A 20,268-nucleotide genomic window follows, 5' to 3' on the forward strand; every position below is an offset into this window, starting at 1 on the left:
AATACGATCTCGGCCAATTGCCGTGCAAGAGCCGCAGCTTGCACGCATTACCGTGTTTTGGCAAAGCGCCAGGGATATCCCGCAGATCATCCGGCGAAATGTTCGTCGGCGAATGCGATGATTAATTCCATTGAGCAGAATAATTCTAGAAATACTACCGTTCAATGGAATTTCAGTTTGACGTTCAATAATTTGGCTGGCTAGAGTCAGGCCATCGAGTCAGGCCATCGCACGCGATCGATTCAGCCAGTGTCTTCACCGAAAGGGCAGACCATGTCGTTCCTCACCTTGACGGATGTTTCGAAGTCGTTCGGCGACCTGCACGCGGTGGTCGGGCTCAACCTGTCGGTGGAGAAGGGCGAGTTCGTGTCCTTGCTCGGGCCGTCCGGTTGCGGCAAGACCACGACGCTGCAGATGATCGCGGGCTTCATCGAAACCACGCGCGGACGCATCGCGATCGACGGGCGCGACATCACGCAGATGCCGCCGAACCGCCGCGGACTCGGGATCGTGTTCCAGAGCTACGCGCTGTTTCCGCACATGAGCGTCGAAGAGAACGTGAGCTTCGGGCTCGAAATGCGCGGCATCGACAGGAGCGAGCGGCGCGATCGCATTCGCGAGGCGCTCTCGCTGGTGCGGCTCGACGCGTATGCGCACCGCTTTCCGCGCGAACTGTCGGGCGGCCAGCGGCAACGCGTCGCGATCGCACGCGCGATCGTCATCGCGCCGCCGGTGCTGCTGCTCGACGAACCGATGTCGAACCTCGACGCGAAACTGCGCGAGGAAATGCAGTTCGAGCTGCGCGGCATCCAGCGCAAGATCGGCACCACCACGCTGATGGTCACGCACGACCAGTCCGAAGCGCTGTCGATCAGCGATCGCGTGGTGGTGATGGAAAGCGGCCGCATTACGCAGGTCGACACCCCTTACCGTGCGTATGAGCGCCCGGAGAACGACTTCGTGTCGCAGTTCATCGGCAAGGCCAACATGCTGGCCGGACGCATCGTCTCGCACGAAGGCGACACGATCCGCGTCGATCTCGGGCACGATCTCGTGGCAACCGGCTCGACCGCGCAGGTGACGGGGCAAACGAACGGCCAGACAGGCACTCAGGCGCGCACGATCAACGTCGGCGATGCGATCACCACCTGCATCCGCCCGGAAAAACTCAAGCTGTGCGCGCCGTCCGCGGGCCGGCTCGATGGCCGCGTGACGAGCCGTTTCTTCCTCGGCAGCCAGTGGTTGTACCGGCTCGACAGCCGCGCGGGGGAAATGCTCGTGTGCTGCCAGAACGAAGGCAACGAACCGCTGGCCGAAGGCGACCACGTGGGCATCGACTGGCACAGCGACGCGCTGCGCTTCATTCCGCTGGAGCGTGCGCATGGCTAGCACGCTGCCCGCCTCGCAACCTGTTCCGCCCGCATCGAACGCGGCTGCCCGTGCCCGCTGGCGCGCGTGGCTGCCGCTCTGGATCATGAGCGCGCCCGCGATGCTGCTGTTCACGGCGCTGGTGCTGGTACCGCTCGCGATGACGCTCGCGCTCACCTTCTATCGTTTCGATCCGTCGATCGGCCCGATCGCCGCGTTCGACCTGCACAACTACAGCAAGGTGCTGGGCTCGTCTTACTTCCATACGATCTTCCTGCGCACCTTCGGCATCGCGGCGCTGACCACGGTGCTGTGCGCGGCGATCGGCACGCCCGAGGCCTACATCCTGTCGCGCATGCGTGACCCGTGGCGTTCGCTGTTCCTGCTCGCGATCCTCGCGCCGCTGCTCGTCTCGGTGGTGGTGCGCGCGTTCGGCTGGAGCATGCTGCTCAACATGAACGGCCTCGTGAACCAGTTGTTCGGCCTGTTCGGCACGGGTCCGTTCAAGCTCGAATACACGACCTTCGCGATCGTCATCGCGCTCGTGCACGTGATGCTGCCGTTCATGGTGATCCCCGTGTGGACCGCATTGCAGCGGCTCGATCCGCAGACCGAGAACGCGGCGCTGTCGCTGATGGCCTCGCCCGCCACGACCCTGCGGCGCATCGTGTTGCCGCAGCTGATGCCCGGCATCCTGTCGGGCAGCCTGATGGTGTTCGGGCTGTCGGCCAGCGCTTTCGCGATTCCGGGCCTGCTCGGCGGGCGCCGTTTGAAAGTCGCGGCGACCACCGTCTACGACCAGTTCCTGAGTTCGATGAACTGGCCGCTCGGCGCGACGATCGCGATACTACTGCTGGTCGCGAACCTCGTGGTGATGCTCACGTACTACCGCGTGCTCGAACGCCGCTACGCCCGCAGCATGGGCTGACGCGGATTCGCTGAATAATCAGGATACCGGATTAACCGTCGGAACAACCCGGCAGATCAAACCAGGCCAATCGAGATGCGCAAAAACGGACCGCTCGCTCTCGCGTTCCACACGCTCGTCATCCTGTTCGTGCTGGCGCCGCTCGTCGTCGTGGTGCTGGTGGCGTTCACGCCCGACGAGACGCTGACGCTGCCCACGCACGGCGTGTCGCTGCGCTGGTTCAGGGCGATTCTCGAGTACCCCGATTTCATCAGCGCGTTCTTCAACAGCCTGAAGCTCGCGTTCGCGTCAGCCACGCTGTCGCTCGCGGTCGGTCTGCCTGCGGGTCTCGCGATCGGCCGCGCGCGCTTTCCTGGGCGCGGTTTCCTGAATGCACTGCTGCTCTCGCCTCTCGTGATTCCGGGTCTCGTACTCGGCATCGCGTTGCTGCGCTTCTTCGCGATGATCGGCGCGACGGGTTCGTTCGCGTGGCTGATTCTCGCGCACATGATCATCGTCACGCCGTTCGTGATGCGGCTCGTGCTCGCGTCGGTGGCGGGGCTCGACCGTAGCATCGAGCAGGCGGCGTCGTCGCTCGGTGCGAGCGCATGGACCACGTTTCGCCGCATCACCTTCCCGATGATCGTGCCGGGCATCACGGGCGGCTGGCTGCTCGCGTTCATCAACAGCTTCGACGAACTGACGATGTCGATCTTCGTGACGTCGCCGCAGACGGTCACGCTGCCGGTGCGCATGTACATGTACGCGACCGAATCGATCGACCCGATGATGGCGTCGGTGTCCGCGCTGGTCATTTTCATCACGGCGGGCGCGATGCTGCTGCTCGATCGCATCTATGGGCTCAACCGGATTCTCGTTGGCCAGCATTGAGCGCTGCATCTGCCGCCTGCAGTGTGCGGCCTGTCGTGAACCGTTTCCGTATTGATCGAGGCATTGCGCACAGTTCTTATGAGCACCGTCACACCGCATCGCCAGCCACAACTTGTTCGCATCGCCGAGACCACGCGCGATCGTCTTCCGTTCGTACTCGATGGCGTCGCGGTGTCCGCGCTCGCGGGCGATACGCTGCTGACCGCGATTCTCACGCAGCAGCGGCACGTTCGCACAAGCGATTTCAGCGGTGAGCCACGCGCGGGTTTCTGCATGATCGGCGCTTGCCAGGACTGCTGGGTGCGCGACGAGCAGGGCACGCGGCTGCGCGCGTGCACGACGCTGCTGCGCGCGGGCATGCGCATCGTCACCACCCCGCTGACAGACGTAACAGCGGGCGCACCGTCAGCCGCCGGAGTGCAGACCCGATGAGCACGGACACCTCGCAACGCGTCGTGATCGTCGGCGCCGGGCCGGCCGGCGTACGTGCGGCCGAGACGCTGGTTGCCGCAGGCATCCGGCCGACCGTGATCGACGAGAACCCGCGCTGGGGCGGCCAGATCTATCGTCAGCCGCCGGGCGGTGCGGGCTTCGCGCGCAGCAAGCGGGCGCTGTACGGCTTCGAGGCGCGCAAGGCCGACGCGGTGCACACGAGCATGGCGAAGCTGCTGCCCATGCTCGACTACCGCCCGGACACGCTCGTGTGGTCGTGCGAGCCGGGCCGGCTCGACACGCTGCACGAAGGCCGCGAGGCGCGTGTGCCGTTCACGCATCTGATCGTCGCGAGCGGCGCGACCGATCGCATCGTGCCGGTGCCGGGCTGGACCTTGCCTGGCGTCTACACGCTCGGCGGCGCACAGGTTGCATTGAAATCGCAGGGCTGCGCGATCGGCGAGCGCACTGTGCTCGCGGGCACCGGGCCGCTGCTGTATCTCGTCGCGTATCAGTACGCGAAGGCGGGCGCGCGGATCGCCGCCGTGCTGGACACGAGTCCATTCTCGCGTCAGGCAGCAGCGGTGCCGAAACTGCTGAGCCAGCCGGCCACCTTCGCGAAGGGCCTCTATTACGTCGGCTGGCTGAAGGCGCGCGGTGTGCGGATCGCGCATGGCGTGACGCTGGCCGGCATCGACGGTGCCCAGGCGGTGGAGGGCATCCGCTGGCGCGACGATAAAGGCCGCGAGCACGTACTCGCCTGCGATGCCGTGGGTCTCGGCTTCGGCCTGCGACCCGAGACGCAGCTCGCCGATCTCGCAGGCTGCCGCTTCAGCTTCGATGCGCTCAATCGCTGCTGGCTGCCGGAGCGCGATGCCGCAGGCCGCAGCTCGGTCGCGGGCGTCTATCTCGCAGGCGACGGCGCGGGCATCGCCGGTGCGGACGCCGCCGAGCTCGCGGGCCGGCGCGCCGCACTCGCGCTGCTACAGGACATCGGCATCGAGCCGCCGCATAATGAGGGCATGCCCGACGCGGCGACGATCGACAGACAGTTGCGGCGTATTGCCGTGTTTCGTGCAGGCATCGAGCAGGCGTTCGAGCCGCCCGCGCACGCAGCCGCGCACTGGCCCGACGACATGACCGTGTGCCGTTGCGAGGAAGTCAGCGCCGGCACACTGCGCCAATGCATTCGCGGCGGCTTCGCGAATGAGGTCAATCGACTGAAGGCGCTGACGCGCGTCGGCATGGGACGCTGTCAGGGCCGCATGTGCGGCGAGTCGGCGATCGCGCTGCTGAGCAACGAGACCGGCAAGCCTTTGCACGAGGTGGGCCGTGTGCGCAGTCAGGCGCCGGTCAAGCCGATCCCGATCTCGCCGATGCTGTACGACGACGGCGTGCGCATCGCCGCCGAGGAGGCGCACGATGAGTGACACGCGCCACTATCAGGTTGCGATCGTCGGCGGCGGTCTCGTCGGCGCATCGACGGCACTCGCGCTCGCGCGCAAGGGCTTCAGTGTGGGCCTGTTCGAACGACGCTTCTGCGGCGCGCAGGCGAGCGGCGTGAACTACGGCGGCGTACGCACTCAGGGGCGCTCCGCGGAACAGCTGCCGCTCGCGGTGCGCGCGCGCCGCGTGTGGAACCGCCTGCCTGAGCTTATCGGCATCGACGGCGAATTCACGGTGTCGGGACATTTGAGGCTCGCGCGGCGCGATAGCGATATCGACGCGTTGCATGCGTGGTCGGCGATGGCGCGCGAGCATGGCGTCGAATCCGAAGTGATGAGCGGTGCAGCGTTCCGCCGCCGCTATCCGTGGCTCGGCGCCGCGGCGATCGGCGGTTCGCTGTGCGCGAGCGATGGTCATGCGAACCCGCGGCTCGTGTCGCCGGGTTTCGCAGCCGCCGCGCGAGCAGCCGGCGCACACGTGCGCGAGCAAACCGAAGTTGCGGGTCTCGCGTTCGATGGCAACCGCTTCCAGTTTCGCGCCGGCGACGAGCGCATCAGCGCCGACTGGCTCGTCAATTCCTCTGGCGCGTGGTCCAACAAGGTGGCCGGCTGCTTCGGCGAAACCGTGCCGATGAAACCGATCTACCCGAACATGTGGGTCACCGAGCCGCTGCCGCGTTTCATCGGACACAGCCTCGGCGTGTATGGCGGCGGCGTGTACGCGCGCCAGGTCGAACGCGGCAACTGCGTGATCGGCGGTGGCCGCGGCCACGGCGACGGCGAGTACGCGCAGCCATCCAGCGACACGACCCGCGCCGTGATGCGCGAAGCCTGCGCGCTGCTGCCGGGTCTCGCCGACGCATTGCTGATCCGCACATGGAGCGGCGTGGAAGGCGAAACGCCCGACGGCAATCCGATCATCGGACCGAGCGCTACCACGCCGCGTCTCTTGCACGCGTTCGGTTTTTGCGGCGGCGGATTCCTGCTCGCGCCCGGCGTGGGCGAACTGCTTGCCGACCTCGTCGCCGACGGCGCGACGAGCACACCGATCGAACCGTTCGCGATCGGACGGTTTGCCAGCCGTCCCGTACCCGCCGCCCTCTAGATCCAACAAGGAAGAGCCATGAAAAAACTGTCCCGCACCCTCGCTTCGCTTGCCGCGCTCATCGCGCTCGGCATCACCACTACCGCCTGGTCGCAGACCAAAACGATCTATGTCGGCATGAATGGCGGACCGATGGAAAAGGCCTACACGTCAGGCGTATTTCCCGACTTCGAGAAGGCCAACAACGTGAAGGTGGTTGTGGTGCCCGGCACCTCGTCCGACGTGCTCGCGAAGCTGCTCGCCAATCGCAACAGCCCGCAGATGCATGTGGCTTTCCTGGATGACGGCGTGATGGCGCGCGCGGTCAGCATGGGCGTGTGCGAGAAGCTCGACGACACGCCGGAGCTCAGGCAGCTCTATCCGTTCGCGCGCATGAAGGGCGATGTGGGCGCGGGCGTGCAGCTCGGCATGACGGGCATCGGCTACAACACCAAGGTGTTCTCGGAGAAAGGCTGGACGCCGCCCACCTCGTGGATGGATTTCGCCGATCCGAAATACAAGGGCAAGGTGGTGTTCCAGTCGGCCTCGAGCAGCACCTTCGGGCTGCATGGCTTTCTCGCGATCAACCGTATCCTGGGTGGTAGCGACAGCAACGTCGAGCCGGCCTTCACGAAGTGGGGGAGCACGGTGGGACCGAACGTGGTCGAGTACATCCCGAACTCGGCGAAGCTGTCGGAAATGATCCAGACTGGCGAAGCGGCCATCTTCCCGCTAACGCCGACGGCAGTCGGCGACCTGAAGGCCAAGGGTTTGCCGGTTGCGTATGCGAGCCCCAAGGAAGGCGCGGTGCTGTTGCTGGTCGACCTGTGTGTGGTGAAGAACAACCCCGACCCGCAGCTCGCGCAGAAGCTCGCGCAGTTCCTGCTGTCGGCGCCGTCGCAGACGAAGGCGGCCGAGACCAGCCGGCAGATCCCGACGAACCAGCAGGTGGTGATGCCCGCCGAGATGCAGAAGAGCCTCGGCGATCTCAATCAACTCGTGAAGAAAGTGACGGTGGTGGACTGGGACGTGATCAATGCGCATCGCGCGCAATGGGACCAGCGCTGGAACCAGCAGATCGAGCAATGAGCGCACAGTGAGCGAGCGGCAGGGCGACCGTCGAGGTCCTGACGAGCAGATCGGAGCAGTACGCCGGACTGAGCGACGGGCCGTTCGCGACTTCTCACTGCGCTCACGCTGCCGGCGTGAGAGCCTGGCTATTCACGCACCAGTGGGACATCCAGCGTCGCTTTCACTCGCTCCATGGCGACGAAGGTCCGGAAACTTCGAACGTTTCCTTCTGCAAAGAAAAGCGTCCGCGTGAGCGCGGTGTATTCGGCCATGTCCCGCGTGCAGAAAATCAGGACGAAATCGACGTCCCCCGTGACGTAGTAGCACTGTTGTACCAGCTCGCAGGCCTCGAATCTCGCCTTCATCTCGTCGAGCAGTTCAATCGCTTCGCTCTCCGCGGAGACGTGGGTAATGATCGTGACTCGCGAGCCGAGCGCATCGGGATTGAGGACGCTGCGGTCCGCCGCGATCACGCCCGCACTGCGCAACTTCTGCAGGCGCCTCGCGACCGAAGGCACCGACAGGCCGATTTCGTCACCGATTTCGCGGTGAGGCGTTTGGTTGTCCCGCTGGACGATGGCCAGTATTTTCAGGTCGAAGTTGTCCAGTTCCACAGGTCGGTTCTCGGCGGCCATGAGAATTTTTCTCGAATCGAGGCAGCAATTAGACAAAGATTAATGCTTGTTTCGCTATAAAATTTCCCTGTCAAGCGCTTTTCCGAGCTGATCAGCAAACGGACGTGGTTGCTCACGGGCATTCTGCGACGAGAGATGCGAATTGCCGGATGATCGCCAGGACAATCCAATCACTTCGCAGTACTACTGGAAAAACCATGAACCTGCGCACCACCACCTCCGCCTTCATCGTCGCGGCGTTCGCTGTCCCGGCGCCTTCCGTCATGGCTGACACGACAGTCAGGATTGGCCAGGTTTCACTGCTTACCGGCGAGCTTGCCCATATCGGCAAGGATGACGAGAACGGCGTGCGAATGGCAATTGAAGATCTGAACAGCAGAAAGATCCGCATTGGCGGTCAGCTCGTTACCTTCGAACTGGATTCGCAGGACGACGCGGCGGACCCCAGGACCGCGGTAACCGTCGCCCAGAAACTCGTGGACCCGAATCGTTGGGCCCTGATCCGACTGACGCCAGTACCCGTCCACAGCATGGATTTCCCCGATCCTGGTCACCGACGTGTACTCGGCGCGCAGGGACGCGGCATGTTTGAACCCGTCGGAGTGAGCTGGTGCAAATCATCGATATCCGCGCAGCCACGATCCCCATCTCCCGTTACCTCGATCCCTCCATTCCGTCAGGAGGATTGACTACTAGCATGGTTGCCGTGATCACCGACGTGATCCGAGCCGGCAAGCCAGTGGTGGGCTTCGGCTTTTCGTCGATCGGGCGGTATGGGCAGCAAGGGCTGATCGCGGAGCGTTTCACGCCGCGTTTGTTGCAGGCATCGTTCGACGAGCTTGCCGACGAAAGCGGCAGCCAGCTCGATCCGCTGCGCGCGTGGAACGTGATGATGAAAGGGGAAAAGCCCGGCGGGCATGGCGAGCGGTGTGTCGCGGTCGGCACGCTCGACATGGCGCTCTGGGATCTCGCCGCGAAGCTCGCTGACCTGCCGCTGTACGCGTATCCCGCGTCCCGCGTGCCGGGCACGACGCCGGCTGCAAACGTCAGCGCGTATGCCGGCGGCGGCTACTACTATGCGCACGACGATATCCAGCAACTGACGAACGAAGCGAAGCAGGCGCGCGATCTCGGCTATACGCATTTCAAGCTGAAATCAGGCGCCGCGACGCTCGAACGCGACATCGAGCGGATCGAGGCGGTATCGGCGGTGATGCGGGGCGCGCACCACGTCGCTGTCAATGCGATGAACTCGTACGGACCTGGCACCGCGCAACGCGCCGCCGATGCCCTCGCGCCGCTCGGCGTGTGGTGGTTCGAAGACATTTGCGACCCGCTCGATTTTTCGACGCTCGCCAGTGTCGCGCGACGTTACGACGGTGCGATCGCGGCTGGCGAGGCGCTGTTCTCGGTCGCCGAAGCGAAGCTGGTCGACGACCACGGCGGCTTGCGCAGACATCAGGACGTGCTGCTGTTCGACCCCGTGCATTGCTATGGCTTGCCCGGCTATCTGCAGATCGTGAACGAGCTCGGCGCGCGTGGCTGGGATCGCGAACGGTTCTGGCCGCATGGCGGATATCTGTTCACGCTGCATGTCGCGCAGGCCCTGGAACTGGGTGGAACTGAGGTCAATCCGTTCTGCTTCCAGCCGTTCGGCGGTTTCGCCGACAGCACGTTGATGACCGAAGGGAAGGTCAGCGCACCTGAGGCACCCGGCATCGGTTTCGAAGCGAGACAGGCGACGCGGCACGCGTTCAACACGCTACTGGATGATCAGGCGATCAGGTGACCCAGTTGCCATAGCCCGAGGCCGGCGAGCAACGCGGCCGAACCGAGATTGACCGCGCGATGCCAGCGGTCGTTGAAACGGTCGCGCAGCCAGCTCACGCCGGTGGACAGGATGACCCACCACAGCGCCGAGCCCACGAGCACGCCGGCCACCATGACCCATGGCGACGCCGAAGGCGCGCGGCCCGCCAATGCGCCGAACACGGCCATGAACGACAGGATGGTCGTCGGGTTCGACAGTGTCAGCACGAAGGTGCCAGCCACATAGCGCAGCAGCGTACCGGTCGGCCGTTGCAGGGGCCCGCTGCGTACCACGGGCCGGGTGGCAATGCGCCACGCCAGCCAGAGCAGAAAACCGCCGCCGAACAGGCCAAGCCACAGCTTCACGCCCAGCAGCCAGGCGATCAGTCCACTGACACCATACGCGCCGATGGCGCCGTACGCCGCGTCCGCGAATGCTGCGCCCAGACCGGTCGCCAGGCCCGCAAGACGGCCGTGATTCAAGGTTCGCTGGATGGCCAGCAAGCCGATCTGCCCGACCGGCGCGGCGATCGACAGCCCGATCAGCAGCGACTGGCCGAACAGCACGGATGCGGAGGATGGCAGAAGGGCGTTCATGTCGAGCATTGTCGGGCGGGGCCTTTGGCTTGAACATAACGAAAGACCAAGCGAAAATCGATTTCGTCTTCGATTTTTCAGGCCAGAGTTCGTCATGACCGAAATGCTGCAGCTCGACACGAAAGCCTGGGCGCTGCTGGCAGCGTTGCAGGAGGACGGCCGTGCGCCGCTGAAGACGCTTGCGCTTGCCGCCGGGCTATCGATACCGGCCACGGTGGAACGACTCAAGCGCCTGAAGGACGCGGGCGTGGTGCGCTCGGTAGTCGCCGAACTGGATCCGGCGCAGGCCGGCTACGCGGTTCGCGCGATGGTCGGCATCACCGTGCAGCAGCCTGGCAAGAAGGCCTTTCTCGACAAGCTGCGCCGCGCGCCCGAGGTCCTGGAATGCCATCACGTGGCCGGCGCCGATTCCTACATCGTGACCGTGGTGTCCCAGAGCCTCGAGGACCTCGAGCGTTTTCTCGGCTCGATCAACGGCTACGGCGAGACGCGCACGTCGATCGTCTTTTCCACGCCCATCCCGCGTCGTGGTCTTGTGGCGCCGGGTTCGTCGCGGTGAGTTGAGACCGCCGCGACTTCACGTTGCCGCCTTTTCGGCTTCCATCTCCGCCATGTCCTGGAACCGGTCGGCGATGCGCGGATGCGCGCGCCCGCCGTCCGCGGCGCCGATCGCGATCAGCACTTCATCCGGTCCCGGCGCATCGGCAACCTGAAACGTCGCAGTGATGAAGTGCGAGCGCTTGCCGGTCTCGGACTTGTGGATCATCGGGACCGACAGCATTGCGCCGGGCGCGACGCGCGTGTTGGTGAAGCTCAGGAACGCCGTGCCGTTCACGGCTTCGCGATACAGATTGCCGAAGCGCAGCGTGTGGATCAATGCGGACGCGTGCTCGATCTCGCCGTTGACGCCGACTGCCGCCGCCTTGCCGTACGCTTCGACGCGCTCCGCCGGCATGATCGCGAGCAGGCGCCGGGTCATCTCCGCGCCGAGCGCGGGCGCGAGCCGCATGATCTCGGGTCGCAGGTTTTCGACGAAACCTTGCTGAGCCCACGGATTGCGAAGAATCGCCGCCACCACCACCGACGTGATCGGCTGCGGCGCGGCCTTGCCGCCTTCGATGTGAATCTCTTCGACGAATGTCGCGATCTTGCGGATGCCTGTTTCCATTCCTGCCTCTCCTGGGTTTAGCGGTGGCGATGGAACAGATGCTAATGAGCCGTGCACGAAGCGTCTTCCGTCGCTTCGGCGGATGAATCATTTATTTTCCGCTGCGTTCTGACGTATATTGAGGCGACTCAAAAGGATGCACCAGTCATGTCGGACCAAACATCGCGGGTCATGTCGCTGCGGGATGTCGCCAGTCAGATCAATTCCGATGGCGATCTGGATACGGTGTTGCGGGACCTGGTCCGGGCCGCGTGCCGGCATGGTTCGTGGGACCTCGGTTCGATCATGACGGTGGATGCGGCCCACGGCTACGCGTTCGTGATGTCGCGCTACGAGACCACGCTGTTGCCTCGCTCGCTCGAAGACCGCTGGGAGCTGGCCACGAGCCCTGCGCTCGTCGCGTTGCAGCGCGGCGAGCCGGTCTATATCCGCGATGCGCGCGAGTCGCAGGAGTTTCCCGGCTACCGCCGCGAAGCGCACGAACGCGGCTACCGTACCGTGCTCGTGATGCCGATGGTCAGCAAGGACAGCGAAGGCAGACCGATGGTGCTCGCCGTCGCGGCGCGCAAGATCGCCGACGTGTCCGCCGAAGACCTCGCGTTCATGGCGCTCATCGTGCATATCGGCGCGCTCGCGATCGAACGCGCGCATCGTCAGCGCGCACAGAGCGCCGCAGCCGAGCAGTTGCGGCACGTGCTGGTCGCGCAAGGATCGCTGCTGCGCGAAGTGCTCGCGGGCGGGTCGATCGAGGCGTTGACCGCGATGCTGCACGATCTGCTGAAAACGCCGGTTGTGATTGCCGATCTCGTGGCGGGTCGCCTGCTTGCCGCGGGCTCGCCACTATCGCCCAGTCATGACGAAGCGGCATGGCAACAACTGCTCGACGGCGCGTCGGGCCGCGAGATGCTGGCCACCGTGCGCGACGCGCTGATGCGGCGCCGCACGGACAACCTGATGCTCCATCCCGCCGATGGCCTCACGCTCGAGGCGCGTATCGAACCGGTGATGGTCGACGACGAGCCGGTGGGCGCGCTGCTGTTCTTCGGCGCGATCGACGAAGGCGATCTCTTCAAGCTCACGATCGACAGCGCGCGTTTCGCGCTCAGCGTGCAATTGATGCGCAGCGTCATCCAGTTCCGCTTCGAAACCCGCACGCTGACCGAACTGTTCTTCGAGATCGTCGAGCGGCGCTGGCGCGACGAGCAGGACATCGTCGATCGCGCGAGACGGCTGGGGCTGCCGGTGCTGTCCGCGCTGCGCATGCTGGTGATCGATTTCCCACGTAATGCGGACGCCGCGATCGACGTGTCCGCGGATGCGCATCGCGCCGTCTCGCAGCTGTTCGCGCAGCAGCATGTCGCGGCGCATACGGTCACCGTCGGCGGCGGGCTCGTCTGTCTCGTCCCGCAGGAAGAGAGCGCCGACGTCGAACGTATCGGCCGCCTCGCGCAGCGCGTGGCGAGCACGCTGGGCGTGACGCTGGGTCACGAACCGATCGTCGTGCTGGGCGAAACCTGCAGCGGCCTCGAAGCGCTTGCGAAAGAGTGGGAGCGCTGCTGGCGCATGATCCGCATCGCGCGCAGCTATGGCCGCAGCGGCGCGATGGGCGTGCCGGATCTCGGTCCGCTGCCGATGCTGATCGGCGCGGCGGATGCCGCGGACGTGCGCAGCTTCGTCGAAGGCGCGATCGGCAAGGTGGTCGAATATGACCGCAAACATGCTTCGGCCTACCTGGAAACCCTGAGTGCGTACGTGCGCTCCGGTTGCCGGAGTCAGCCGTGCGCGGATGCGATGGGACTGCATGTGACGACGCTGCGCTACCGCCTTTCGCGCGTCGCCGACCTGTTCGGGATCGAAGTCGAAACGCCCGAACAGCGCTTCTCGATCGAGCTGGCGTTGCAGCTGTATCAACTGATCGAAAGCAGCCCTACCGCGCGCCCGCTCCAGGACCGCGCTGAACCGCATACGTCGAACGCGAGATGAATCGGCAGTAAATCTCCTTCGTTCCAGCGGAAGTTTCAAAAAAAGAGTTCGCTTAACTTACACCTCATCGTCACGACGCACCGAGGTGAAGTACATGCAAGCCGAACTCGCGGATAAGCCCAACGTCATCGATCCCATCGCGCTGCGAGGGGCGTTCGGCACCTTCGTGACGGGCGTGACCGTCATCACGACGCGCGATGCCGAAGGACGTCCACGCGGCATGACCGCGAACTCGTTCACGTCGGTTTCGCTCGATCCGCCGCTGCTCCTCGTCTGCGTAGGAAAGAGCGCCGCGAGTTCGCCCGCCTTCCAGGCGTCCGGACACTTCGCCGTCAATCTGCTGCGCGCCGAGCAGACCCATGTGTCGAACCTGTTCGCGTCGAAGTCGGGGGACAAGTTCGCGAGCGTCAGCCACGACACGGTGCACACCGGCGCGCCGGTGCTCGCCGACTGTCTGACGTGGTTCGACTGCACCGTGCACGATCGCGTCGACGCCGGCGACCATATGGTGTTGATCGGACGCGTGCAGGCATTCGGCACGAGCCCGTCCGCGCCGCTCGGCTTCTGCAGGGGACGATACGCCGAGGTGAAGGATCCGTTGCCGCCCGGCTGGCTCGCATCGCACGGCATGGCCGCGGGCTATCTCGTCGAGGCGCAGGGCAGCGTGTTGCTCGTGAAGGACGGCGCCCGCGGCTGGGTCCTGCCGAGCGCGCCACGGCGGCTCGCCAACGGCAGGCTGCCGATCTCCGGCGGCGACGAACTCGAACTGCTGCCCGACGACACCTTCCTCTACTCCGTATTCGACATCGACGGCAGCGATTCCGGCTACCTGATCTATCGCGCGCGTCTCGCGCAGCCGCGCGCCGGCGACGAGCTGCCCAATCTGCCCCATGGCTTCCAGTTTTTCCCGCTGGACCAGTTGCCGTACGACGACATCGCGAGCGTGGAAATGCGCTCGATGCTGCGGCGCTATGTGCGCGAAAGCTCGTTAGGCCGGTTCGGCATCTACATGGATTCGCACGACGGCGGACGTGTCGCGATGGTGAGCGCGGCACAGCCGTGGGCGCGTCATCCGTAATCTCGACCAGAAAGGAACACCATGAAGACGACAGTCGACAGCCTGCAGGGATCGCGCCTGGACCTGTTCATCGACGGCCAGTTCACGCGGCCGCACAGCGGCCAGTACGTGCCGAGCTACGACCCGACCACCGCGGAGCCCTGGTACGAATTCGCGCAGGCCGACGAGCGCGACGTGGACACCGCGGTGCGTTCGGCGCAGGCGGCGTTCAGGCATCCATCGTGGGCGCGCATGACGCAGACCGATCGCGGCAAGCTGGTGCGACGGCTGGGCGAACTGGTGCGCGAGCATGCCGACGAACTCGCGATGATCGAATGCCGCGACAACGGCAAGCTGCTGAAGGAAATGCGCGCGCAGATGCGGGCGATTCCGGACTCGTATCTGTACTTCGCCGGGATGGCGGACAAGCTGCAGGGCGACACGATTCCCGTCAACAAGCTCGATACGCTGAACTTCAACCTGCGCGAACCGATCGGCGTGGTGGGGATGATCATTCCGTGGAATTCGCCGCTGATGATGTTGACCGGCACGCTCGCGCCGTGTCTCGCGATCGGCAACACGATCGTCGTGAAGCCGTCCGAGCATGCGACCGCTTCGACGCTCGCGCTTGCCGAACTGGCGATCGAAGCAGGCATTCCGCCGGGCGTGATCAACGTGGTGAGCGGCGACGGCATGACGACGGGCGACGCGCTGACGCGTCACCCGGGCGTCGCGAAGTACGTGTTCACCGGCAGCACGATGACGGGCCGCAAGATCGCCGGCAACGCGGCGCAGAACCTCGTGCCGTGCCAGATGGAACTGGGCGGCAAGTCGCCGCACGTGGTGTTCGCCGACGTGGACATCGAGCGCGCGGTCAACGGCGTGGTGTCCGGCATTTTCGCGGCGGCGGGGCAGACCTGCGTGGCGGGGTCGCGCTGCTTCGTCGAGGCCTCGGCGCACGAGCGCTTCGTCGAAGCGCTCGTGGAGCGCACGCGGCGCGTGAAGGTGGGCCATCCGGTCGCGGACGACACCGACATCGGCCCGCTCGCGCTCGCCGCGCAGCTCGAGAAGGTGCGCAGCTACGTGGCGTCCGGCGTGCAGGAAGGCGCGAAGATCGCGGCCGGCGGCCGGCAGCCGCAGGATTCGGAACTCGCGCGCGGCTGGTACTACGAGCCCACCGTGATCACGCACGCGCACAACAGGATGCGCTTCATGCAGGACGAGATCTTCGGACCCGTGGTCGGCGTGGTGCCGTTTCGCGACGAAGCGGAATTGATCGAACTCGCGAACGACACCGAATACGGTCTCGCGGCCGGCATCTGGACGCAGAACATCGATCGCGCGATGCGCTTCGCGCGGCAGGTCGATGCGGGCACGGTCTGGATCAACACGTACCGCTCGGCCGCCTACATGTCGGCGAACGGCGGCATGAAACGCAGCGGCTATGGGCGCCGCGGCGGCTTCGAAGTGATGCGCGAATTCTCGCGCCTGAAGAACGTGGTGATCGACTATTCCGGCGCGATGCAGGACCCGTTCGTGATTCGTCTGCGCTGACGCGCGGCGCGTCATTCCAACAAGACCAGGAGCCCATAATGAAATTTGCAATCTCGCTGAGCATGGAGCGCTTCTCTCCAGACGCTTCGATGAATGAGGCGCAGGCCAACATGCTTCGCCTCGCGCGTCTCGCCGACGAAGGCGGCTTCGAAACGCTGTGGACCGCCGAGCATCACACCATCGAATGCACGATCTCGCCGAATCCGTTCACCGTGCTCACGTGGCTCGCGCAGCACACCGAGCGCATCCGCCTCGGCACCGCGACGCTGGTGGCGCCGTACTGGTCGCCGATTCGCCTCGCGGGCGAAGCCGCGCTGTGCGATCACCTGACGCAAGGCCGGCTCGAATTCGGCATCGCGCGCGGCGCGTATCAGTACGAGTTCGACCGCATGGCGGGCGGCATGCCGCAGCAGGAAGGCGTCGCGTACATGAAGGAACTCGTGCCCGCGGTAAAGAACCTGTGGAAGGGCGACTACGCGCATGAAGGGCACTACTGGCGGTTTCCGCTCGCCACCTCGGTGCCGAAGCCTCTGCAGCAGCCGCATCCGCCGATCTGGGTCGCGACGCGCGATCCGGGCAGTTTCGACTGGGCCGTGGGCATTGGCGCGAACATCCTGTCCACGCCGCTGTCCGCTCCGGCTTCCGAAGTGCGCGTGCTGGGCGAAAAATTCCGCAAGGCCGTCGCCGATCATCCTGAACATCCGCGGCCGCGCTTCATGATGCAGCGTCGCACCTGCGTATACGACCGCAAGGAGGACTGGGAGGTGGCGGTGCGTCACAGCGTGGACTATGGCCGGACCTTCGAGAACCTGATGCAGAACGTCGGCACTGTGAGCAACGGTTTTCCGGAAGCCGTGCCGTACGAGGTCGTGGCGAACCGCTCGAACTACGATCCCGAGAGCATCCGCGAAAACCTGATGTTCGGCACGCCCGACGAAGTGATCAGGAAGCTGCAGGTCTACGAAGAAGAAGGCGTCGACCAGTACACGCTCGGCCTGTCGTTCAATCTGCCGTTCGAGCTGCAGCAGAAGACGCTGCGCCTTTTCATCGACGAGGTGATGCCGCATTTCGCGGCGCGCGAGCGCGACCGTGATCGGGACAATGCGCGCAAGCCGGCGGGTGCGCGCAACGGCGTGGCGAACGTCGCGGCCGCGGGGCGCTGAGCGATGAACGCGCCAGCTTCCGTCATGCCGGGCCAGCACGGCTACAGCGCGCTCACGGTGCGCGGCGTCGAGCTGAACTACCGGCTGCAGGGCAGCGGGTCCAGGCCGCTCGTCTGCATCCACGGTGTCGGTTCGTATCTGGAAGCGTGGGATGGCGTGGCGTCGCGTCTCGGCGACGCGTTCCGCGTCCTCACGTTCGACCTGCGCGGTCACGGCCGTTCGTCGCGCGTGAAAGGCCGCTACGAGATCGACGAGTTCGTCGGCGACGTGCTGGCGCTGGCCGCGCATGTCGGCTTCGAGCGCTTCGACCTCGCGGGCTTTTCGCTGGGCGGCCTGATCGCGCAGCGTCTCGCGCTCACGCATCCCGACGTGCTCAAGAAGCTCGTGCTGCTGTCCACCGTGGCCGGCCGCACACCGGAAGAACGCGAGCGCGTGGCCGCGCGTCTCGCGGCGCTGCAGGCGGGCGAGCAGGGCGCGCACTACGATGCGTCGTTGTCGAGGTGGCTGACCGAAGCGTTTCAGGCGCGTCATCCCGAACTGGTTTCGCAGCTGCGCGCGCGGAACGCCGAGAACGATCCGACGTGCTATGCGGCGGCGTATCGTGTGCTCGCGCAGACCGATTTCGGCGGGTTCATCGATCAGATCAAAACGCCCACGCTGATCGCAACCGGCGAAGAAGACGAGGGCTCGAACCCGCGCATGGCGAACTACATGCATCAGTGCATCCGCAATTCCAGCGTCGCGATCCTGCCGGGTCTGCGTCATTCGATTCTGATCGAAGCGCCGGATACGGTGGCCGCGATGATGCGCCGCTTTCTGCTCGACCAGCACGAGGAGCGCTGAAGACGATCGTCGAGGAATGCGGCGAGCCGACTGTTCGACGTTGCCGAAACCTTCCTCGTCCTGCTGATTTGCTGTGAGGAGACACGACTATGAGTGAGCGTTTGAAGATCGAACATCTGTACAAGGTGTTCACCGATCGCCCGGCTCCGGCGCTGGCGATGCTGCGCGAAGGCGCGAGCAAGGCCGAGGTGCAGGAGAAGCTGGGCGTCGTGGTCGGCCTCGACGACGTCACGCTGAGCGTGCCGTCGGGCTCGATCTACATGATCATGGGGCTGTCGGGTTCCGGCAAATCGACGCTCGCGCGCTGCATCAACCGCCTCAACGAACCGAGCGCGGGGCGCATCCTGCTCGACGGTACGGACCTTTGCGGACTCGACGAACACGGTCTGCGCGAGGTGCGCCGCAACCGTATCTCGATGGTGTTCCAGCACTTCGCGCTGCTGCCCAACCGCCGCGTGATCGAGAACGTCGAGTTCGGCCTGAAGCTGCGCGGCGTGTCCGCTGCGGCACGTCGCCGCCGGGCGGAAGAGGTGCTGAGCGTGGTGGGCCTCGCGCGCTGGTCGCAGCACCTGCCGCACGAGCTGAGCGGCGGCATGCGCCAGCGTGTCGGGCTGGCGCGCGCGCTGGCCACCGACGCCGACATGCTCATCATGGACGAAGCGTTCAGCGCGCTCGATCCGCTGATCCGCACCGAGATGCAGGACGAGCTGCTGCGGCTGCAGCGCACGCTCAACAAGACCATCCTCTTCATCACGCACGACTTCCAGGAAGCGCTCAAGCTCGGCACGCGCATCGCGATCATGTCCGAAGGCAAGCTCGTGCGCGAAGGCACACCGCAATCCATCGTGCTCGAGCCCGGCAGCGACTACGTGGCGGCGTTCACACGCGACGTGGACCGCGCGCGGCTCTTCGACGCGAGCTCGGTCATGACGTCGCTCGCGGAGATTCTGCGACGTTCCGGCCGCGTGCTGATGGGCGACGCATCGGGGGCGCCCGGTCCGGCCTTTGTGCTCGACACCGACGCGCGCGTGCTCGGCGCGCTGAACGCGGCGGAGGTCGAGGCGGTGAAGGGCGGTGCATCGTTGCCGCCACTGCAGGCGCCCTTCGTCAGCGTGCGTTGCGATGCGCGGCTCGTCGACGTGGCCGGGCGCTGCGGCACCGAAGGCCCGATCGCGGTGGTAGACGATGCCGGCCGTCTGATGGGCCGGCTGGAAGTGGGGCAGCTGCTTGCCCGTATCGGCGCGCAGAGCGCTGCAGGAGGACGCCATGTTCAAGGCTGACGATCTCGCGGTACTGCCGATCGCGCAATGGATCCAGCAGGGTGTGCAATGGGTCGCGCTGCATCTGCGGCCGCTCTTCCTGGTCATCAAATGGCCGGTCGAGAAAATGCTGGCATTCAACGACAGCATGCTGCACGCGTTGCCGTTCCCGCTCGCGGTGCTGATCGTGTTTCTGCTCGCATGGCGCGCAGCGAGTCTAGGCATCGCGACGTTCAGCGCGCTTTCGCTCGTGGCCATCGCTGTGCTGGGCGTCTGGTCCGACGCGATGACCACGCTTTCGCTGATCGCGACCGCGATCGTGTTCTGCGCGCTGATCGGCATTCCGGTCGGCATCTGCTGCGCGCGCAGCGACCGGGTGTGGCGCGTGGTGCGGCCGGTGCTCGACATCATGCAGACCACGCCGACCTTCGTCTATCTCGTGCCGGTCGTGATGCTGTTCGGCGTGGGCACCGTGCCCGGCGAGGTGGCGGTGGTGACGACGGCGATGCCGCCGCTGATCCGCTTCACGCAGCTCGGCATCCGCATGGTGGAGCACGAGATCGTCGAGGCCGGGCTCGCGTTCGGTGCGAACAAACGTCAGCTGTTGTGGGAAGTGCAGCTGCCGCTCGCGGTGCCGACCATTCTCGGCGGCCTGAACCAGACGGTGCTCACTGCGATGGTGATGTCGGTGGTCGTGGCGATGATCGGCGCCGAAGGTCTGGGTCTCGTCGTGCTGCAAGGTCTTGGGCGGCTCGACGTCGGTCAGGCGGCCGTAGGCGGTATCGCAATCGTACTGCTCGCGATGATGCTCGACCGGATCACGCAGAAGCTCGCGCAGCCGCGCACTGGAACGCGTGCCACGTTGCTGAACACGATTGCGCGCCTGTTCGTTGGGCATCGCGACACGACGCGCAACGGCGCCGACGAGCACACGCACGACGCGAAAGAAGCGTTGTAACGGCAGCACGGCGCGGCAAGCGATGCACGTCGCCAAGGGCAACT

Annotated in this window: 20 protein-coding genes; 17 read left to right on the forward strand and 3 right to left on the reverse strand. The window is 65.4% G+C overall.

Going from position 1 to position 20,268, the window contains the following annotated elements; translation table 11 throughout:
- Nucleotides 1-273: 273 nt before the first annotated feature.
- The 7 genes from DVS29_RS31675 (at nt 274) to DVS29_RS31705 (ending at nt 7,216) form a co-directional block, all read left to right on the forward strand.
- Nucleotides 274-1,389, forward strand: a complete 1,116-nt coding sequence (locus tag DVS29_RS31675) for an ABC transporter ATP-binding protein (protein ID WP_118184481.1) — start codon at nt 274-276, stop codon at nt 1,387-1,389.
- Nucleotides 1,382-2,296, forward strand: a complete 915-nt coding sequence (locus DVS29_RS31680) for an ABC transporter permease (RefSeq protein WP_118184482.1) — start codon at nt 1,382-1,384, stop codon at nt 2,294-2,296. The genes DVS29_RS31675 and DVS29_RS31680 overlap by 8 nt, the downstream gene beginning before the upstream one ends.
- A 75-nt stretch (nt 2,297-2,371) precedes the next feature.
- Nucleotides 2,372-3,166, forward strand: coding sequence for an ABC transporter permease (locus DVS29_RS31685; RefSeq protein ID WP_118184483.1), 795 nt, complete (start codon nt 2,372-2,374; stop codon nt 3,164-3,166).
- A gap of 78 nt (nt 3,167-3,244) precedes the next feature.
- A complete protein-coding gene (locus DVS29_RS31690) occupies nt 3,245-3,598 on the forward strand; it encodes a (2Fe-2S)-binding protein (protein ID WP_118184484.1) in 354 nt (117 codons plus the stop codon).
- Entirely contained in the window at nt 3,595-5,028 is a 1,434-nt protein-coding gene (locus DVS29_RS31695; protein ID WP_118184485.1) for an FAD/NAD(P)-dependent oxidoreductase, read from the forward strand. Before DVS29_RS31690 ends, DVS29_RS31695 begins: the two co-directional genes overlap by 4 nt.
- The gene (locus DVS29_RS31700) at nt 5,021-6,148 is read left to right on the forward strand and encodes an NAD(P)/FAD-dependent oxidoreductase (RefSeq protein ID WP_118184486.1); all 1,128 of its coding nucleotides are present in this window, start codon (nt 5,021-5,023) and stop codon (nt 6,146-6,148) included. Before DVS29_RS31695 ends, DVS29_RS31700 begins: the two co-directional genes overlap by 8 nt.
- Nucleotides 6,149-6,166: 18 nt before the next feature.
- Nucleotides 6,167-7,216, forward strand: a complete 1,050-nt coding sequence (locus tag DVS29_RS31705; protein ID WP_118184487.1) for an ABC transporter substrate-binding protein — start codon at nt 6,167-6,169, stop codon at nt 7,214-7,216.
- A gap of 128 nt (nt 7,217-7,344) precedes the next feature.
- Here DVS29_RS31705 and DVS29_RS31710 read toward each other — a convergent pair whose 3' ends face one another.
- Nucleotides 7,345-7,833, reverse strand: a complete 489-nt coding sequence (locus DVS29_RS31710; protein WP_118184488.1) for an Lrp/AsnC family transcriptional regulator — start codon at nt 7,831-7,833, stop codon at nt 7,345-7,347.
- 197 nt (nt 7,834-8,030) lie between these two features.
- Here DVS29_RS31710 and DVS29_RS38370 point away from each other — a divergent pair, with 197 nt between their 5' ends.
- Nucleotides 8,031-8,522 carry an ABC transporter substrate-binding protein gene (locus DVS29_RS38370; protein WP_420816178.1) on the forward strand — a complete coding sequence of 164 codons (492 nt, stop codon included), beginning with the start codon at nt 8,031-8,033 and terminating at the stop codon, nt 8,520-8,522.
- A complete protein-coding gene (locus DVS29_RS31720) occupies nt 8,444-9,622 on the forward strand; it encodes an enolase C-terminal domain-like protein (RefSeq protein ID WP_164708036.1) in 1,179 nt (392 codons plus the stop codon). The genes DVS29_RS38370 and DVS29_RS31720 overlap by 79 nt, the downstream gene beginning before the upstream one ends.
- On the opposite strand, the gene DVS29_RS31725 is transcribed toward DVS29_RS31720, so the two are convergent.
- A complete protein-coding gene (locus DVS29_RS31725; RefSeq protein WP_118184509.1) occupies nt 9,607-10,239 on the reverse strand; it encodes a LysE family transporter in 633 nt (210 codons plus the stop codon). The two genes, DVS29_RS31720 and DVS29_RS31725, sit on opposite strands and share 16 nt — an antisense overlap.
- A gap of 94 nt (nt 10,240-10,333) precedes the next feature.
- Between DVS29_RS31725 and DVS29_RS31730 the strand changes: the two genes are divergently transcribed.
- Nucleotides 10,334-10,798 carry an Lrp/AsnC family transcriptional regulator gene (locus DVS29_RS31730; protein WP_205962556.1) on the forward strand — a complete coding sequence of 155 codons (465 nt, stop codon included), beginning with the start codon at nt 10,334-10,336 and terminating at the stop codon, nt 10,796-10,798.
- A gap of 18 nt (nt 10,799-10,816) precedes the next feature.
- On the opposite strand, the gene DVS29_RS31735 is transcribed toward DVS29_RS31730, so the two are convergent.
- Nucleotides 10,817-11,407 carry an amino acid synthesis family protein gene (locus tag DVS29_RS31735; RefSeq protein ID WP_118184490.1) on the reverse strand — a complete coding sequence of 197 codons (591 nt, stop codon included), beginning with the start codon at nt 11,405-11,407 and terminating at the stop codon, nt 10,817-10,819.
- A gap of 147 nt (nt 11,408-11,554) precedes the next feature.
- On the opposite strand from DVS29_RS31735, the gene DVS29_RS31740 reads away from it, so the two are divergent.
- The 7 genes from DVS29_RS31740 to DVS29_RS31770 all read left to right on the forward strand — a co-directional run bounded on the left by DVS29_RS31740 (nt 11,555) and on the right by DVS29_RS31770 (nt 20,224).
- A complete protein-coding gene (locus DVS29_RS31740; protein ID WP_118184491.1) occupies nt 11,555-13,390 on the forward strand; it encodes a helix-turn-helix domain-containing protein in 1,836 nt (611 codons plus the stop codon).
- Between the two features lie 94 nt (nt 13,391-13,484).
- The gene (locus DVS29_RS31745) at nt 13,485-14,468 is read left to right on the forward strand and encodes a flavin reductase (protein ID WP_118184492.1); all 984 of its coding nucleotides are present in this window, start codon (nt 13,485-13,487) and stop codon (nt 14,466-14,468) included.
- Nucleotides 14,469-14,489: 21 nt separating this feature from the next.
- Nucleotides 14,490-16,001, forward strand: a complete 1,512-nt coding sequence (locus DVS29_RS31750; RefSeq protein WP_118184493.1) for an aldehyde dehydrogenase — start codon at nt 14,490-14,492, stop codon at nt 15,999-16,001.
- Nucleotides 16,002-16,039: 38 nt separating this feature from the next.
- Nucleotides 16,040-17,164, forward strand: a complete 1,125-nt coding sequence (locus DVS29_RS31755) for an LLM class flavin-dependent oxidoreductase (RefSeq protein WP_240655909.1) — start codon at nt 16,040-16,042, stop codon at nt 17,162-17,164.
- Nucleotides 17,165-17,167: 3 nt separating this feature from the next.
- Nucleotides 17,168-18,007, forward strand: coding sequence for an alpha/beta fold hydrolase (locus tag DVS29_RS31760; protein ID WP_118184494.1), 840 nt, complete (start codon nt 17,168-17,170; stop codon nt 18,005-18,007).
- 89 nt (nt 18,008-18,096) lie between these two features.
- Nucleotides 18,097-19,287, forward strand: coding sequence for a quaternary amine ABC transporter ATP-binding protein (locus tag DVS29_RS31765; RefSeq protein WP_118184495.1), 1,191 nt, complete (start codon nt 18,097-18,099; stop codon nt 19,285-19,287).
- Nucleotides 19,274-20,224, forward strand: a complete 951-nt coding sequence (locus DVS29_RS31770; RefSeq protein WP_118184496.1) for an ABC transporter permease — start codon at nt 19,274-19,276, stop codon at nt 20,222-20,224. The genes DVS29_RS31765 and DVS29_RS31770 overlap by 14 nt, the downstream gene beginning before the upstream one ends.
- The last annotated feature ends 44 nt before the right edge of the window (nt 20,225-20,268 follow it).

The sequence above is a fragment of the Paraburkholderia phosphatilytica genome, from assembly GCF_003443895.1.
Lineage (GTDB): Bacteria > Pseudomonadota > Gammaproteobacteria > Burkholderiales > Burkholderiaceae > Paraburkholderia > Paraburkholderia phosphatilytica.

What these genes read in the sequence shown, in the direction of transcription:
- DVS29_RS31675 (WP_118184481.1), top strand. Translation starts at nt 274, where the DNA reads ATGTCGTTCCTCACCTTGACGGATGTTTCGAAGTCGTTCGGCGACCTG.
- DVS29_RS31680 (WP_118184482.1), top strand. Translation starts at nt 1,382, where the DNA reads ATGGCTAGCACGCTGCCCGCCTCGCAACCTGTTCCGCCCGCATCGAAC.
- DVS29_RS31685 (WP_118184483.1), top strand. Translation starts at nt 2,372, where the DNA reads ATGCGCAAAAACGGACCGCTCGCTCTCGCGTTCCACACGCTCGTCATC.
- DVS29_RS31690 (WP_118184484.1), top strand. Translation starts at nt 3,245, where the DNA reads ATGAGCACCGTCACACCGCATCGCCAGCCACAACTTGTTCGCATCGCC.
- DVS29_RS31695 (WP_118184485.1), top strand. Translation starts at nt 3,595, where the DNA reads ATGAGCACGGACACCTCGCAACGCGTCGTGATCGTCGGCGCCGGGCCG.
- DVS29_RS31700 (WP_118184486.1), top strand. Translation starts at nt 5,021, where the DNA reads ATGAGTGACACGCGCCACTATCAGGTTGCGATCGTCGGCGGCGGTCTC.
- DVS29_RS31705 (WP_118184487.1), top strand. Translation starts at nt 6,167, where the DNA reads ATGAAAAAACTGTCCCGCACCCTCGCTTCGCTTGCCGCGCTCATCGCG.
- DVS29_RS31710 (WP_118184488.1), bottom strand. Translation starts at nt 7,833, where the DNA reads ATGGCCGCCGAGAACCGACCTGTGGAACTGGACAACTTCGACCTGAAA.
- DVS29_RS38370 (WP_420816178.1), top strand. Translation starts at nt 8,031, where the DNA reads ATGAACCTGCGCACCACCACCTCCGCCTTCATCGTCGCGGCGTTCGCT.
- DVS29_RS31725 (WP_118184509.1), bottom strand. Translation starts at nt 10,239, where the DNA reads ATGAACGCCCTTCTGCCATCCTCCGCATCCGTGCTGTTCGGCCAGTCG.
- DVS29_RS31730 (WP_205962556.1), top strand. Translation starts at nt 10,334, where the DNA reads ATGACCGAAATGCTGCAGCTCGACACGAAAGCCTGGGCGCTGCTGGCA.
- DVS29_RS31735 (WP_118184490.1), bottom strand. Translation starts at nt 11,407, where the DNA reads ATGGAAACAGGCATCCGCAAGATCGCGACATTCGTCGAAGAGATTCAC.
- DVS29_RS31740 (WP_118184491.1), top strand. Translation starts at nt 11,555, where the DNA reads ATGTCGGACCAAACATCGCGGGTCATGTCGCTGCGGGATGTCGCCAGT.
- DVS29_RS31745 (WP_118184492.1), top strand. Translation starts at nt 13,485, where the DNA reads ATGCAAGCCGAACTCGCGGATAAGCCCAACGTCATCGATCCCATCGCG.
- DVS29_RS31750 (WP_118184493.1), top strand. Translation starts at nt 14,490, where the DNA reads ATGAAGACGACAGTCGACAGCCTGCAGGGATCGCGCCTGGACCTGTTC.
- DVS29_RS31755 (WP_240655909.1), top strand. Translation starts at nt 16,040, where the DNA reads ATGAAATTTGCAATCTCGCTGAGCATGGAGCGCTTCTCTCCAGACGCT.
- DVS29_RS31760 (WP_118184494.1), top strand. Translation starts at nt 17,168, where the DNA reads ATGAACGCGCCAGCTTCCGTCATGCCGGGCCAGCACGGCTACAGCGCG.
- DVS29_RS31765 (WP_118184495.1), top strand. Translation starts at nt 18,097, where the DNA reads ATGAGTGAGCGTTTGAAGATCGAACATCTGTACAAGGTGTTCACCGAT.
- DVS29_RS31770 (WP_118184496.1), top strand. Translation starts at nt 19,274, where the DNA reads ATGTTCAAGGCTGACGATCTCGCGGTACTGCCGATCGCGCAATGGATC.